Consider the following 16648-nt stretch of genomic DNA (forward strand, 5'->3'; position numbering starts at 1 on the left):
TCAGCTGCCTTGGGCCGCCTTGGCGGCTTGCAGCTGCCGAGCCTGTTCGGTCAGGAGGGCCTTTTCCTCGGGACTCATCGCCTCCATGCGCAGGCGCACCTGGGCCATTTTTTCCAATTGCCCCGGACTGCTCTCCAGCGCCCGCAAGGCCAGGGCCAACGACGCCACGGTCGGATGATCGAAGACCAGTCCCGGATGAATTTCGCACTGCAACAACTTGCGAATACCGGCCACCAGTTTGATCACCAGCAACGAATGACCTCCGGCGGCGAAGAAGTCGCGATCGATGCCCAATCGCTCAAGCCCAAGCAACTGCGCCATGCGCGCGGCGAGCAACTGCTCCAACGCATCGCGTGGCGCGGCGTCTTCATCGTCCGCTGTAGCCACCGCCAACTGCTGCAGTGCGTGGCGATCGATCTTGCCGTTGGCCAGTCGCGGGAATCGTTCGATCAGATGCACGTGCTGCGGCACCATCACGCTGGGCAAGCGGGCGCTCAGCTCAGCGCGCGCGGCGTCGAGCAAGCCCGTCGACAGTCCCTGCTGCGCCACGACAAAGGCCAACAGCCCCTGCTCGGCCGACGCTGCCGGCAACACCAATGCTTCGGCCACCTGTGGCATGCGCACAAGCACGGCCTCGATCTCCGCCAGTTCAATACGGAACCCACGCACCTTGACCTGCTGATCGCGCCGTCCGTATAGCTGGATCGCCCCGTCCGGCCGATAACGCGCCAGGTCACCGGTGCGATACAACCGCTGCGCCGGATCAAAGGGACTCTGGATGAACGCCTGCGCATCGGCCTCGGCATTCAGATAGCCCCGGCACAACTGCGCTCCGCCCAGATACACCTCACCCAGCACGCCCACCGGCGCCAGACGCAGATCGGCGTCCAGCACGTAAACCTGGTTGTTGCCCAGCACCTGGGTCAGCGCCGAACAGTCGCTGGCCGCGCCGTTCAGAGACAGCGGATGAATCATCACCCCCACCGTGGCTTCGGTCGGTCCGTAGTGGTTGAACACCCGGCAATCGCTGCGCAACCGGGCGATGCGCTCGACCAAGGTCGGCGCAATCGGCTCACCGCCAAGCACCAGGGTGCCCGGCAGCAGCGCCCGTTCACCGTCGAGCAGCGCCGCGAGGTGCGAGGGCACGATTTTCAGGCAGTCGATCTGCTGCTGTTGCAGGTACTGGGCAAACAACACGCCGTCCTGCATCTGCTCATCGCTGGCCACATGCAGGGTCGCGCCGTTGAACAACGCGCCAAACAACGCCGTATTACCCAGGTCCGCCGCCACGCTGGAACTGAAACCGACGTTCTTGCACTGGGCAAGCCCCAGCGCCTGACTGGCCTGGGCGGTGTAGTTGAGCAGTTGCCGATGCTCGATCACCACGCCTTTGGGCACACCGGTGGAGCCGGAGGTAAACAACACATAGGCGATATCGTTGCCCTGGGTGGCGAGCGCCGGCAGTGGCGTAGCCGGATGGCTCAGCTCAGCCGCGGTCAGCGCCTTATACGGCTGATCCTGCCAGGCCGGCAGATGCGCCGCATCGGTCAACAACAACGCCGCGCCGGCCTGTTCCAGCATCAACGCCTGACGCGCCTGGGGCCACTGCACATCAAGGGGCAGATACGCCGCACCAAGGCGCCAGCTCGCCAGCATTGCAATCACCAGATCCACCGAGCGCGGCAACGCCAGCGCGACCATCGAACCGGCGCCCACGCCTTGCTGCTTGAGGCCCTGCGCCATGCTGTCGACCCGGGCTTGCAACTGGCCGTAGCTCATTTGCTGACGGGCGTCGGTCAGGGCAATGGCGTTCGGTGTATGCGACGCCAGATCGGCGATGCGCTGCGGCAGATAACGGCCATCAGCTAACGCGTGCATGGCGGGGTTGATTGCCAGCAAGCGCTGCTCTGCGGTGCGACTCAACAGATCGAGCCGCGCCAATGCGGTGTGTGGAGCGGCAAGGATCGACGCCAACAGCACGCCGTACTGTTCCAACACGGCGCTGGCCGAGGCTGGCGAGTAACGCGAGCTGGCGTAATGCAGATTGACCGCGGCAAGCTGCTGGGCAGCGTTCAATTGCACCTGCAACAGCAACTCGAATGGATCTGCCGGCACCCGCACGGACTCTGCAACAGCCCAGTTAAGGCCGCCACTGTTGCCGGCCCGGTTAGCCTGCCCCAGCGTAAAGCCGTAGGCCGGGCGCGCCGCCTCAGGCGACAGTTCCGGCGCCCAGTATTCCTGCCAGGTGCGATGGGCTTCCAGGCGCGCCGCCAGCTCGTCCAGCCACTCGCTGAACGACACCGTCGCGGGCAATGAAACGCTAAGCGGCAGGGTTTTCTCGAACACGCCCACAGCATTGGCGAAGTATTCATAGTCGCCACGGCTGTCATGACGCACGCCCACCAGCACCTGCTCAAGGCCGCTCAAACGTCCCAGCAACACCCACCATGCGCCTTGCAGCAGCGTGGCAAGCGGCTGATCGAGCTGCTCGGCCAACCGTTGCAACCCATCGCGCTGGGCCGGCTCCAGGGTCAGCGACACACAGGTATCAGCGGCCCCCGTCTCACTGCCGGCGCTGCGCGCAGCCAACCACGGTGTGGCGATGTCCGTCTGCACGCCTTGCAGGTAATGCTGCCAATAGGTTCGTCCGGTGGCGGCATCTTCATCAAGCACCACCTCACTGCGCCATTCCAGGTACTGGGCAAACTCGCCCGGTGCTTCGTCTTCCGACGCCTGAACTGCGGCGTACGCTTGCTGGATTTGCTCCAGCAGCAGATTCAGCGATTGCGCATCGGCACTGTAGCGAGCGATACCCAGCACCAGTTGCCATTGCTGCGGCGCCAGACGATAAAGCACGGCCTGGACGTTTGGCGATTCGCCCACCACAAAAGCACAGCCCAGCGAATCCTTGATCTGCGCCTGGACATCCTCGGTCCGTTGCTCGCCTGCCTGTATCGTCAGCGGGAAACGAGCGGCGCCGCTGGCGACCTGACGCAAGCCGTGGAAACCGGCCACTTTGTCCAGCCGCGCCAGCAGCATTGGCTGCTGTGCCAGGAGCGTATCGAACGCGATCTGCAATCGCTGCGGATCGAGATCGCCGTCGATGACCACGTTCAGCCAACGCAATGCCTCACCACAGGTCGCCGTGCTCGACAGTTGCTCGAGCATCGCTTGTTGTTCGGGGGTCAAGGCAAAGCCGGGGTCCTGCTGGTCCATCAATACCTCGTTCATGCTCCGGTTTCCTCCAGGTTGCAGATGCCCTGGATGGTGGCCCCGGCATCGACCTGGCCCTCCAGCGCGCTGCGCTCATACATATCGCCCATGGCAACCACGATCTTGCGGGGGCCCTCGAACGGGTCGCGGGCGTGGGCCACCAGCATGTTGTCCAGCAGGATCACGTCGCCCTTGCGCCAGTCGAAACGCACCGCACAGGCTTCATACAAATCACCGATGCGCGCCATCACCTCATCCTCAATCGGTGTGCCATCGCCGTAATACACATGCCGAGGCATGCGCTCCAGACCGAACATCGACAGCAGGTCCTCCCGCACATCCGGCTCCAGCCAATAGATGTGATGCAATTGCACCTGATTGAAGAACGACTTCTCCCCGGTGATCGGGTGCGTGATGATCGCCGGCCCCGGTGTGCGGGTCTGCAACTCGTCGTTGTCGAGCCAGCGCCACTGGATACCGCCCGCCCGACACCGGGCCTCAACTTCGCGGCGGTCCTCGGTCTTGAAAAAGTGCTGCCACGACACGTCGAGTTTGTCGGTGAAGGTGCGCACATACAGCAGCCCTTTGTCTTCGAACTTCTCGCGAAGGTCCGACGGCAGTTTTTCGTACATCAACCGGCAATCCACCACTGGAGTCGCACCGCCCACAGGCGCGGCTTGCTCGCAATAGAACATCTGCTTGCGCGGCCAGCGGTCCTGATGGGAGCTTTCGTTGTGGAACAGAATCATCTTGCGCTCCGGGTACGGCGTGGAACGGTAGGTGTTCTTGCCCCCTTCCTTCTTCGGCAAATCGCCGTACTGACCATAAAGGCCGGGCTGGATCGCTTCGGCGAACGCTTCAAAGCCCTGGATGCCATCCAGTTCAAAACCGCGGAACAGAATGCCCGCATGTTCGGCCAGCTTTTGCTCGATCAGCGGCCGGTTCTGATGAATCCACTCGATGACATCCAGCTGGGGTTCACCCGGCTCCAGCATCAACGGGAATCGCTGCGGTGCTGCCACCAGTGATTCACGCACCCGCGCCGGTCGAGGCTTGGCGAGCGGTGTCACCGAGCGTTTGAGAAACTTGCCCAGCTTATCGGCCTTGGGCCCCTGGACGGTGGCAGGCTTGGCGGCGGCCGCCAAGTTGTCGACTGGCATGCTGATAGCTCCCAATTGAATGTCCTGATCAGCGACGATCTGTTCCAACAGGGCGGTCCAGGCCTGAATCAGGTGCTGAATGTGCTCATGTCCGAACAAGGTTGTGGCGAATTGCCAAGTGCCGCGCAATTGCCCTTCTTCTTCGTCAACGAACAACGCCATGTCGAATTTAGAATGGGTCTCCAACGCCGGCAGCAATTCCACGCTCAACCCCTTTATGGAGCGGGTGCGCACCGGCACGTTGTTCATCACGAACAACACCTGGAGCAAGGGATTCATGCCCTTGTGTCGTGGCACGCCCGAGGCCTCGACAATCTGGTCGAACGGCAAGTCCTGATGCTCCAGGGCGCCAAGCAGGTTGTCCTGGGTTTGCGCCAGGAAGCTTGCGAACGTGGCATCGGCGTCCAAGCGCGAACGCAGGGGCAGCACGTTGACGAAGAAACCGATCAGCCGCTCCAGCTCCGGCTGTTCACGACCCGCCACGTCGGCGCCAACCACCAGATCTTGCGCAGCGCAGAGCCGATGCAATAACACCTGGAAGGACGCCAGCAGCGTGCTGTACAGCGTGACCCCGGCTTCGCTGGACAACCGGCGCAAGGCTCCGGTCAGCCCGGTGGGAAGCTGGAACTGCAGCGCATCGCCGTCATAGGAGGCGGTCTGGCCCCGAGGGCGGGCCAGCGGCAGGTTCAGGCGCCCCTCGTAGCCACTGAGCCGATGTTTCCAGTAGTCGGCCTGACGCGCCAGTACGCCCTGCTCTTCCAGCGCCTGCTGCCACAAGGCGAAGTCATGGTACTGAATCTCCAGGGGCGCCAACGGCATCGGCTCACCCTTGAGGGATGCCTCGTAGACCTGCACCAGTTCGTTGATCAGCAGCCCCATCGACCAGCCATCGGAGATGATGTGATGCATGGCGTACAGCAACACATGTTCGGTCGGCCCCAGGTGCAGGATCCGCCCGCGCAGCAGCGGCGCCTGCTCCAGATCGATCGGGGTGCGGGCATTTTCCAGCGTCGCCTGGGCCACTTGTTCCTGCCGGGCACTGGGCGACAGACCAGACAGGTCGATCACCGGGAAGTCCAGTCGGACCTCATCGGCAATCAGCGCCACCGGATCCCCTTCTTCGTTTTGGCGATACGCAGTGCGCAATACGTCATGACGGCGTACCACGTCGGCAAAGCTACTCATCAGACGCTCCACCGACAACTCGCCGCACAGGCGCAGCGCCATGGGCATGCCATACGCCGAAGTGCCGCCGGACAATTGTTCGGCAACCCACAAACGTCGCTGCACCAACGACAGCGGCGCGGAACGGCGTGGCCCATGGGCCTGGAGCCGCACCCCACGGGAATCGCTCGCCCGGACCGGTCCATCGACGGTGCCGGCCATCAGCGCCGCCAGCGCCTTGAGCTGCGGGTGATCGAACAGGTCACGCAGGCTCAGCGGATAGCCGGTCAGCTTGCGCAAGCGGGAAACGGCCTGGGTCGCCAGCAATGAGTGACCACCGCGCTCGAAGAAGTGGTCGTTGCGACCGACCTGTTCCAGCTCCAGCACCTCTTGCCAGACACCGGCAATCTGTTGCTCCAGCGCCCCTTCCGGCGCCACGAAGCCTTGCTGCGACTGGCTGGCGTCGAACCGCGGCAGCACCTTGCGTTCCAGTTTGCCGTTAGGGCTCACCGGCATGCGCTCAAGCAATACCCAGTGCTGCGGAACCATGTAGTCCGGCAAATGCTGGCTCAAGTGGGCCTTCAATGCCTGCTCGAATTCGTGGCGGATGTCGTCTTCGGCACTCAACAACGCCTGACGCTGTGGCACCACATAGCCCACCAGCACCGCACCGTCCTGGGCGATCACTACGGTTTCGCGGACCTGCGCATGCTCGGCCAGCCGCGCCTCGATCTCCCCCAACTCGATGCGCAGGCCACGGATTTTCACCTGATGGTCCATGCGCCCGGCGTACTCGATGACGCCGTCGGCACGGTAGCGCGCCAAATCGCCGGTCCGGTACAGGCGCGAGCCGTCTCCGAACGGGCTGGTGACGAAGCGCTCAGCCGTCAACGACGGGCGAGCATGGTAACCGCGAGCCAGGCCTTCACCGCCCAAGTACAACTCGCCCGTCACCCCCACCGGCAACGGTGAAAGGTTGTGGTCGAGGATAAACGTACTCAGGTTGGCAATCGGCTGACCGATCGGCACCGCGTCGCGGCCCTCGTCCACGCACGTCCAATGGGTCACGTCGATGGCCGCTTCGGTGGGACCGTACAGGTTATACAGACCGGCCGCCGGCAACTTGGCGAACACTTGCAATTGGGCGTCCACCGGCAAGGCTTCACCACTGCAAATAATCCGCGTCAGGCTCCGGCAACTGCCGACTGCGGGATCTTGCATGAACACCTGCAACATCGAGGGCACGAAGTGCAAGGTGGTGATCTGCTGCGTGGTGATCAGCTCGATCAGTTGCTCCGGATCGCGGTGGGCACCCGGTGGCGCCATGACCAGGGTCGAACCGGTCAGCAATGGCCAGAAAAACTCCCAGACCGATACGTCGAAACTGAACGGTGTTTTTTGCAGCACACGGTCGCTCGCGTCTAGCTGATAGGCGTCCTGCATCCAGCACAACCGATTGACCAGGGCCGAATGCCGGTTGCCCGCCCCCTTGGGTTTGCCGGTGGAACCGGAGGTGTAGATCACATAGGCCAGGTTTTCGCCGCTGAGTTCGACCACCGGATTGGCCTCGCTGCGGCCAGCCAGCCAGTCGCCCGGCTGATCCAGCACCAGGCTGCGCAGGCCCGCCGGCAGCGGTAATTGTTCAAGCAAGTGGCGCTGGGTCAGCAACAAGCCAATGCCGCTGTCTTCGAACATATAGGCCAGGCGATCCTGTGGATACTCAGGGTCCAGCGGTACGTAGGCGCCACCGGCCTTGAGGATCGCCAGCAGGCCGACCACCATTTCCACCGAACGCTCCACGGCGATACCCACCAACACATCCGGCCCGACGCCTTGCTCCATCAGTACATGGGCCAGTTGGTTGGCCTGGGCATTGAGGGCCGCATAGCTCAGCCGGTGCCCGGCAAATACCAGGGCACACGCATCAGGCGTCTTGACCACCTGCGCTTCAATCAGTCGCTGCACGCTGCAATCGTGCGGGTACGGCGTCGCGGTGGCGTTCCAAGCCTGCTGAACCCGTTGCTGTCCTGCATCGAGCAACGACAGTTGCCCCACCGAGCGCTCGCCGCCGAGCACCATCTGCTCCAGCAGATAACGCAGGGACTGGCCGATACCGACAATGTCGTCTGGCGCGAAGCTGGCGTGGTTGTAGCTCAAGAGCAACGACAGCGTGTCACCCAGGTTCACCGCCAGGGTCAGTGGATAGTTGGTTTGTTCATGATTGGCGACTTCACCGAAGCGCAACGTGTCCGGGGCGCCCTGCTGCAACGCCTGGGACACCGGATAGTTCTCGAACACCAGCAACGTGTCGAACAGCGCCGCACCGCCCTGCCCGGCCCAGCGCTGGATGTCGAACAGCGGCGTGTGTTCGTGCTCGCGCAGGCTCAGGTTCCGCCCCTGGACCTCTTGCAACCACTGGCCGATGCTCTGCTCCGCCCGCGGGCTGCCAACCAGCGGCAAGGTGTTGATGAACAGACCGATCTGTTGCTCCACGCCGGGAATATGCGCGGGACGTCCGGCCACGGTGGCGCCAAAGGCAACCACTGACTGCCCGGTGCAACGTTGCAGCAATAGCTGCCAGGCCGCTTGCACCAGTGTGTTGACCGTCACTTTCTGCTCGCGGGCAAAGGCATGCAGCCGGGCCGTGGCATGGGTATCGAGCACCTGCTCATATTCGCCGTGGCCGTCGCTTGCCTCGCCGCGATGGTCACGGGCAAAGGCCCCCGCAAGGTGGGTCGGCTCGTCCAGTTCGGCCAGTTGTGCCGTCCAGAATTGCTCGCTGGCCTGTGGGTCCTGAAGCGACAACCAGTCGATGTAGTCCCGATAACGTCCAGACGGTCGGGCCGGTGCCTGGCCGCTGTAGCGCTGCAACACTTCCCCGAGCAACTGCGAGTTGCTCCAGCCGTCCATCAGGATGTGATGGCTGGTGTAGATCAGGTGATAGCGGTCCTCCGCCACGCGCACCACCAGCAAGCGCAACAGCGGCGCCGCATCCAGCTCGAAACCCTGCTCGCGCTGCGCCAACGCCAGGGCGTCCAGGTCCTGGGATGGATTCGCTGCGGCGCCTCCATCGTGGAACAGGAATGCAACCTCCATCTGCTTGTGTACAACCTGCAACGCCCGCTTGAAATCACCGTCCCAGACGAAACTGCTGCGCAGCACTTCATGGGTGTCCATGGCCGCCTGCCAGGCCTGGCGGAAGCGCTCGACGTCCAAGCCTGCGACATCAACACGCAGTTGATTGATGTAATTGCCGGCCTGCTGCTCATACAGCGTATGGAACAGCATGCCTTGCTGCATGGGCGACAACGGATAGATGTCTTCGATCTGCCGCGCAGCCAGCGGCAACGTGTCCAGCTGGGCCTGAGTCAACCCGGCCAGCGGGAAGTCCGACGGTGTGAAGCCCTGATGCCGGGTCTGGCAGCAGTGCTCGATCAACGCCTGCAGCTCCTGAGCGTAATCCAGGGCCAGCGCCTGGATCGTCGACTCATCGAACATCTGCGTGCTGAATGTCCAGTCGATGCTCAATTCGCCCGCGTAGACGCTGCCATTGAGCGTCAGCCAATTGTCCAGCGGCGCCAGCGGGCTCTGTGGCGCGCCCGCCGGTTCGTCGGCCGGAACAAACAGCCCAGCGGCGTCATCAGCAAATCCGCTGTCGAACTGGCCCAGATAGTTGAAGGTGATGCGTGGCACCGGCAACGCCTGCAGGGCACGCCGCGTCGACTCATCACCCAGGTAGCGCAGCACGGCGAATCCGAGGCCCTTGTCGGGTATCGCGCGCAATTGCTCCTTGATGGCCTTGATCGAATCCTCGGTGGTCGCGGCCGGTGTCAACCGGACCGGAAACAGGCTGGTGAACCAGCCGACGCTGCGGCTCAAATCCAGATCATCGAACAGAGCCTCGCGGCCATGGCCCTCCAACTGAATCAAGGTCGAGGCCTCCCCGGTCCAGCGACCGATCACCTGGGCCAGGGCCGTCAGGAGCAGATCGTTGACCTGGGTGCGATAGGCCGCTGGCGCTTGCTGCAAGAGTTGGCGGGTCTGGTTTTTATCCAGCCGCGTCTGGACCTGCGCCCCATGGCACCTGCGCAGTTCGCCCTGCGGCCGGTCACAGGGCAAATCGCCGTTAGCACCCTCAAGTTGCCCTTGCCAGTACGCCATCTGGGTTTGGAACGCTGCACTGCCCGCATGGGTTTTCAAGCGTTGCGCCCAGGCCTGTGTGGCAGTGGTTTTGGCCGGCAGTTTCGGCGCCTGGCCGGCCTGCAATTGTTCATAAGCCTGTTGCAGGTCTTCCAGCAGAATGCGCCAGGACACCCCGTCCACCACCAGGTGATGGATCACCAGCAACAGCCGTTGGCTGCCATCGGCCAGGTTCGCCAGGACACCGCGCAACAACGCGCCGCTTTCCAGGTCCAGGCTGCGCTGGGCTTGTTCGGCCAGGCGCTCCAGCGCCGGGGCATCTGCCACCTCAGCCGTCCACAACAGCGGTGAGCGACGCCAGATCGCCTGCTGTTCAGCGAGTGTTTGATGGCGGGCGGCCCAGGCGTCGTCCTCACGCCTGAAGGCCAGGCGCAAGGCATCGTGATGGGAAACCAATGCCTGCAACGCCTGCTCCAGATGCCCGGCGTGTAAAGGCCGCAACCCCTTGAGCAGCACCGACTGGTTCCAGTGATGAGGCTCGGCCATGGGCTGGTCGAAAAACCATTGCTGGAACGGCAGCAGCAGCGTCTCTCCCGTCACCGGCCCCTGATCGATAGCCAGCCCGCTGTCACCCAGGGTCGCCACGCTGGCCAGACCCTGGATGGTCTGATGTATGAACAAATCCTTGGGGCTGAAATGGATGCCTGCCTGACGGGCCCGGCTGACCATCTGGATGGAGACGATCGAATCGCCCCCCAGCTCGAAGAAGTTGTCGCTGAGCCCCACTTGCCCGCGCCCGAGCACGCTTTGCCAGATACCGGCCAACGCCTGTTCGATGGCGGTGACCGGTGCGATGTAAGCCTTGGGGTTGGCGGTGATATCGGCCTTGGGCAGCGCCTTGCGCTCCAGTTTGCCGTTGGGGCTGACGGGCATTTTTTCCAGCCACAACCAGTGCTGCGGCACCATGTAGTCGGGCAAGGCCTGGCTCAAATGCTCCTTGAGATGACCTTGCAGTGTCTGGCGAACGATGTCTTCGGCGGCCAGCAACTCGGCGCGCGCCGGCACCACGTAGGCCACCAGCAAGCTCCCGTCCTGAGCGATGACAACGGCTTCACGCACGTCGTCGTGCTCGGCCAGGCGCGCTTCAATTTCACCCAACTCGATGCGCAAGCCACGGATCTTCACCTGATGATCCATCCGCCCGGCGTATTCGATCACGCCATCGGCGCGGTAGCGCGCCAGGTCGCCGGTGCGATACAGGCGCTGACCATTGCCGAAGGGGCCGGTCACGAACCGCTCGGCCGTCAGCGCCGGACGTCGATGGTAACCACGGGCCAGGCCCTCGCCCGCCAGGTACAGCTCGCCGATCACCCCCACTGGCACCGGTGACAGTTCATCATCGAGGATGCAGGTGCCGAGGTTGGCAATCGGTTGACCGATCGGCACGCTGTCGCGCCCCTCCTCGACACAGGTCCAATGGGTCACGTCGATGGCCGCCTCGGTCGGACCGTAGAGGTTGTACAGGCCGGCGTTCGGCAGTTTGGCGAACACCTGCTGCTGCGCATCCACCGGCAAGGCTTCACCACTGCACACGATGCGTTTCAGGCTGGTGCATTCGGCCACGTGTGGGTCTTGCAGGAAAGCCTGCAACATCGACGGCACGAAGTGCAGCGTGGTGATGCGCTGCGCGGTGATCAGTTCGATCAGTTGTGTCGGGTCGCGATGAGCGCCCGGCGCGGCCACCACCAGTGTCGAGCCGGTCAGCAGCGGCCAGAAAAACTCCCAGACCGACACGTCGAAACTGAACGGCGTTTTTTGCAGCACGCTGTCGTCCGCCTCCAGCCGATACGCGTCCTGCATCCAGCACAGCCGATTGACCAACGCCGAATGACGATTACCCGCGCCCTTGGGCTTGCCGGTGGAACCCGAGGTGTAGATCACATACGCCAGGTTTTCGCCGTCGAGTCTGACGTGCGGATTGGCGTCGCGGCCTGCTTGCAGCCCGTCATCGGGCAGATCCAGCACCAGGCTGCGCAGCCCCGGCGGGATCGGCAATTGTTCGAGCAAGTGGCTCTGGGTCAGCAGCAAACCGATACCGCTGTCTTCGAACATATAGGCCAGGCGCTCCCGTGGATATTCCGGGTCCAGGGGCACGTAGGCACCGCCGGCCTTGAGAATCGCCAACAGCCCCAGCACCATTTCCACGGAACGCTCCACGGCAATGCCCACCAGCACATCCGGACCGACACCCTGCTCGATCAGCCGGTGAGCCAAGCAATTGGCCCGAGCATTGAGCTGGGCATACGTCAGGCGTTGCTCGCCGAAAACCAGCGCCGGGGCGTCCGGGGTTCGCCGCACCTGTTCTTCGATCAACCCATGCACACTGCGATCGAGGGGGTATTGCGCCGTCGTCGCGTTCCAGTCGAGCAGCATCCGCCGCCGTTCGTCAGCGTCCAGTAGCGCCCACTGCGCAACGGGCCGATGCAGGTCCTGCACCAGGCCTTGCAACAGGTTGAGCCAATGCCGGCCCATGCGCTCGATGGTGGCCGGCTCAAACAGATCCGTGGCGTAGGTCAGGGCGGCGTGCAGGCCTTGCGGGCTCTCACTGGTATCCAGGCTCAGGTCGAATTGTGCGGTGCGCTGTTCCCAGCCAAGCGGTTCGACCGCCAGGCCCGGCAAGGCATTGGCCAGTGCCGCACCGGTTTCGTTGCGGTGGTTGAACATGGCCTGGAACAACGGGCTGTGGCTCAGGTTGCGCTGCGGTTGCAAGGCATCGACCAATTGCTCGAACGGCAGGTCCTGATGCATCTGCGCCGCCATGGCTGTCTGCTTGAGTTGTTGCAGCAAATCCGCGCCGGTCAGATCACGGTGGAATTCGGCCCGCAGCACTTGGGTATTGACGAAGAAACCGATCAACCGCTCGGTTTCCAGGCGATAACGGTTGGCAATCGGCACCCCGACGCGGATGTCGGCCTGACCGCTGTAGCGATGTAGCAGCGCCTGGAAAGAACCGAGCAACAGCACGAACAGCGTGACGTTTTCCCGTCGGGCCAGGGCTTTGAGAGCGTCGCTCAGCGAGCGATCCAGCACAATCGGCAAACGCGCGCCGCGCAGGCTTTGCTGCGCCGGGCGCGGATGGTCCGTGGGCAGCTCCAACAGCGGTTGCTCGCTGCCCAGTTGCCCGGTCCAGTAGGCCAGTTGTCGCTCCCGTTCGCCGGCGGCCATCCATTGCCGCTGCCAGACGGCATAGTCGGCGTATTGCACCGCCAGAGGCGGCAACTGCGCAGGCTGTTCCTGAATGAACGCCGAATACAGACTCATCAGGTCGTCGACCATCACCTGCAACGACCAGGCGTCGGCAACGATGTGATGCACGGTCAGGACCAGAATGTGCTCCTGCTCGCTCAACTCCAGCAGCGCCACGCGCAACAGCGCCTCGCTCAGCAGATCGAACGGGCGTTGCGTCTGCTGCTCGAGGAACGCCTGAATACTGGCCTCGTCAGCCACTGCCAGGCGTTGCTCGACGAAGTGGACCTGCCCCTGCGGACGAATCACCTGGCAGGTGTGGCCATCGTCCTCCACGAACGCTGTGCGCAGGCTTTCGTGACGTTGCAGTAGCGCTTCAAAACTCTGGCGCAGGGCGATTTTGTCCAGCGCACCGTGCATCCGCAGCGCGGTCGGAATATTGTAGGCGGCACTGTCGGGGTCCATTTTCCACAGGAACCACTGGCGTTCCTGGGCAAACGACAGCGGCAGCGGTGCGTCACGCGACACCGGCACCATCGCAGGCGCCAGTTCGCCTTGGCCGGCGTCGAGGGCATTGACGAAGTCCTGCAATGTGCTGTGTTCGAACAGGCTGCGCAGCGGCACTTCGATAGCCAACGTTCGACGGACCCGAGACACCACCTGGGTGACCAGCAGCGAGTGCCCGCCCAATTCGAAGAAGTTGTCCTCCAGCCCTACCCGCTCAAGCTTGAGCACCTCCTGCCAGATCGCCGCCACCTGTTGCTCACGCTGACTGCGGGGCGCCACGAAAAGCCGCTGCACATCGCCCACATCGGGCGCCGGCAACGCCTTGCGATCGACCTTGCCATTGGGCGTCAGCGGCAGTTGTGCCAGGAACACCAGGTGCGCCGGAACCATGTACTCGGGCAATTGCGCCTTGAGCGCGGCCTTGAGCGAAGCGCGTAACGAAGCCTCGTCCGCTGCTTCACCGATCGCGGGCACCACGTAACCCACCAGTTGCGCACCGGTCGGGGCCTCATGGGCCACCACCACGGTTTCCCGCACAGTGTCCTGGGCCAGCAATGCGGCTTCGATTTCACCCAGCTCGATACGCAAGCCGCGAATCTTGACCTGATGGTCGATGCGTCCGATGTACTCGACCACGCCTTCGGCCCGATAACGGGTCAGGTCGCCGGTGCGGTACAGCCGCTCGCCACAGGTGGAGAACGGGTCCGGCACAAACCGTTCGGCGGTCAACGCCGGACGTTGAAAGTAGCCGCGGGCCAGCCCGTCGCCGCCGATCAGCAACTCACCCGGGGCGCCCGGAGGGTTGAGCGTCAGGTCACTGCCTACGATGTACAGGGCGGTGTTGTCCAGCGGCTTGCCCAGGAACGGACGGCTGTTTTCCAGACTCAGCGGATGCACCGCCGACCAGATCGTGGTTTCGGTCGGGCCATAGAGATTCCAGACCTTCGGCGAAAGCGCCAGCAGTCGTTGCGCCAACTCCAGGGGCAACGCCTCGCCGCCGCAGAGGAACGTGCGACCGGCCAGCACCGCCGAGTGCTCATGATCCAGCAACATGCGCCAGCTCGAAGGTGTGGCTTGCAGCACGCTCACATCGTGACGCTCGATCAGCGCCAGCACCGCTTGTGGATCCTGATGCACGTCCTGGCCGGTCAGCACCACGCTGGCCCCGGCCGACAACGGCCCGTAGATTTCCAGGCCAAAAATGTCGAAGGAAAACGTCGTCAGCGACAGCATGCGATCGCTGGCCGTGATGCCTGGCCGGGCGATCATGCTGGTGACGAAGTTGCTCAGCGCGCCATGGCGGACCATGACGCCCTTGGGTTTACCGGTGGACCCGGAGGTGTAGATGACGTAGGCCAGGTGCTCGGTGGTCAATGGCACCGCCGGGCATGTGGACGGTGCGGCCTGCCACGCGGCGTCCGGCTGGTCCAGCAACAGGGTGCGCAGGGTCGCCGGGATCGGCAGTTGAGCCTGCAAGCGGGCCTGGGTCAGCAGCAACTCGATGCCGCTGTCCTGGATCATGTAGGCCAGGCGATCCTCGGGGTACGCTGGGTCCAGCGGCACATAAGCGCCGCCGGCCTTGAGAATCGCCAGCAGGCCGACAAGCATCTCGGCGCTGCGCTGCACCGCGATGCCCACCGGCTGGTCCGGCGTCACGCCCAGGCCGATCAAGCGCTGGGCGAGTTGGTTGGCGCGGGTATCCAGTTGTCCGTAGCTCAGGGCCTGTCCATCAATGATCAGCGCCAGTGCATCTGGCGTTATCCGCGCCTGTTCGGCGATGCGCTGGTGCACGCACAGGGCATCGCTGCCATGGTCGACCACGCGGTGCCAGTCTTGCTGTGTGCGGCGCTGCTGGGCGGTGTCGAGCAGCGGCAACTCACCGATGCGCTGCTGCGGCGCATCGACGATGCCCTGCAACAGGTTCTGCCAGTGGCGGGCCAGGCGTTCGATGGTGTGGGGTTCGAACAGGTCGGTGGCATAAGTCAGCTCCGCCGCGACACCCTGCCCGGTTTCATAAGTGCCCAGGGTCAGATCGAACTGGGCGGTGCGCCCTTCCCACACCAGGTCTTCGACGCTCAAGTGCGGCAGTTGCAGTTGCCGATCCTGGGTGTCGCTGGCGGTCTGGTGGTTGAACATGACCTGGAAGATCGGACTGTGGCTGAGGCTGCGTTCAGGTTGCAGGGCCTCGATCAACTGCTCGAACGGCAAGTCCTGATGAGCCTGGGCCGCCATGGCCGACTGCTTGACCTGCGCGAGCAAGCGGTCGAACGGCAGTTGTCCATCCACATGGGCGTTGAGCACCTGAGTGTTGACGAAAAAGCCGATCAGGCCCTCGGTCTCGACCCGATTGCGGTTAGCCACCGGCACGCCGACGCGGATCTGCGGCTGGCCGCTGTAGCGATGCAGCAAGGCCTGGAACGAGGCCAGCAAGACCATGAACAGACTGGCGCCTTCGCGCTGGGCCAACTGTTTGAGCGCCGCGCCCAGTTCCGGCGGCAGGTTCAGGTCCAGGCGCGCACCGCGAAAACTCTGCACGGGCGGACGCGGATGATCGAGGGGCAACTCCAATACCGGTTGTTCGTCGCCCAGGGTCTGCACCCAATAGGCCAACTGCCGCTCACGCTCACCGGCCTCGAGCCAGTGACGCTGCCAGATCGCATAGTCGGCGTATTGCACGCTCAGCGCTGGCAACGCCAACGGCTGGCTGGCGGTGTCGGCCGCGTAGTGACGCACCAACTCATCCACCAGCACCTGCATCGACCAGCCATCGGCAATGATGTGGTGCTGGATCAGCGCCAGCACGTGGTCGTCCTCGGCGATTTTCAACAGCGAAACCCGCAGCAACGGCCCCTGGCGCAAATCGAACGGGCGTGCGGTTTCAGCCTCGACGAACGCCTTGATGGCGTCGTCCTGGCTGGCCGACGGAGCGGCGGGCAAGGCCTGCACGGCGATGCCCAGGGACATATGCTGGTGGATAACCTGCACGGATTGCTCGCTGTTCTCGCCGAAGGTGGTGCGCAAGCTTTCGTGGCGCTCGAGCAGTGCGTTGAAACTGCGCTCCAGGGCCGGCACGTCCAACTGCCCTTTGAGGCGCAGGGCACTGGGGATGTGGTAAGCCGAGCTGTGGGGATCCATTTGCCAGAGGAACCATTGACGTTCCTGGGCGTAGGAGAGCGGGATGTGTTCGAACCCGAGACGGACCTGGGGAATCGGCAGAT

The 16648-nt window shown here is 63.7% G+C and carries 2 protein-coding genes (1 of these 2 running past the window's edge); both read right to left on the reverse strand.

Annotation, left to right across the window (positions count from 1 at the left end; genetic code table 11):
- Nucleotides 1-3231 carry a non-ribosomal peptide synthetase gene (locus T3A99_RS07775; protein ID WP_274091407.1) on the reverse strand — a complete coding sequence of 1077 codons (3231 nt, stop codon included), beginning with the start codon at nucleotides 3229-3231 and terminating at the stop codon, nucleotides 1-3.
- Nucleotides 3228-16648: the 3' portion of a non-ribosomal peptide synthase/polyketide synthase gene (locus T3A99_RS07780; RefSeq protein WP_322834184.1), read on the reverse strand. Its footprint extends 109 nt past the window's final position; the window shows 13421 of its 13530 coding nt (coding positions 110-13530); the start codon falls outside the window, past its right edge; it ends in the stop codon at nucleotides 3228-3230. Before T3A99_RS07780 ends, T3A99_RS07775 begins: the two co-directional genes overlap by 4 nt.

Origin of the sequence: Pseudomonas sp. N-137 (assembly GCF_034555295.1) — a bacterium.
GTDB lineage: Bacteria > Pseudomonadota > Gammaproteobacteria > Pseudomonadales > Pseudomonadaceae > Aquipseudomonas > Aquipseudomonas rhizophila.